Origin of the sequence: Streptomyces sp. NRRL S-920 (genome assembly GCF_000717945.1) — a bacterium.
In the GTDB taxonomy this organism is placed as follows: Bacteria; Actinomycetota; Actinomycetes; order Streptomycetales; family Streptomycetaceae; genus Streptomyces; species Streptomyces alboniger.
Genome location: NZ_JODF01000166.1, coordinates 1 through 362 on the forward strand (window position 1 = coordinate 1; position 362 = coordinate 362).

1 protein-coding gene is annotated in these 362 nt (G+C 72.4%); it reads right to left on the reverse strand.

What is annotated here, in order from left to right; translation table 11 throughout:
- Nucleotides 1-362, reverse strand: a 362-nt coding sequence (locus IG54_RS38960; protein WP_037898492.1) for a SpnB-like Rossmann fold domain-containing protein, incomplete at both ends; no start/stop codon positions are given.

The following is a 362-nucleotide window of genomic DNA, read 5'->3' on the forward strand; positions in this document are numbered from 1 at the left end:
TCGGTGGCGAGCTGCGGGGCGCCTTCGGCGTCGAGTCCTCGGCGGCTGGTGAGCAGCAGGTTGCGTACGCCGTGTTCGGTGACGAGATGGCGGGCCACTAGCGAACCGAGGGCGCCGGTGCCGCCGGTGATGAGGACGGTCCCGGACGGGTCGAGGGGGGAAGCGGCGGCCTCGGTGAGGGCGGGGCGGGCCAGACGCGGTACGCGCAGGGTGCCGTCGCGGAGTGCGGCTTCGGGCTCGTCGGAGGCCAGAAGCGGCCACAACGCGCCTAGTTCGGGCGACACGTCATCGGTGTCGAGGAGGAGGAACCGGTCGGGGTTCTCAGACTGGGCTGCGCGTACCAGGCCCCACACGGGTGCGTT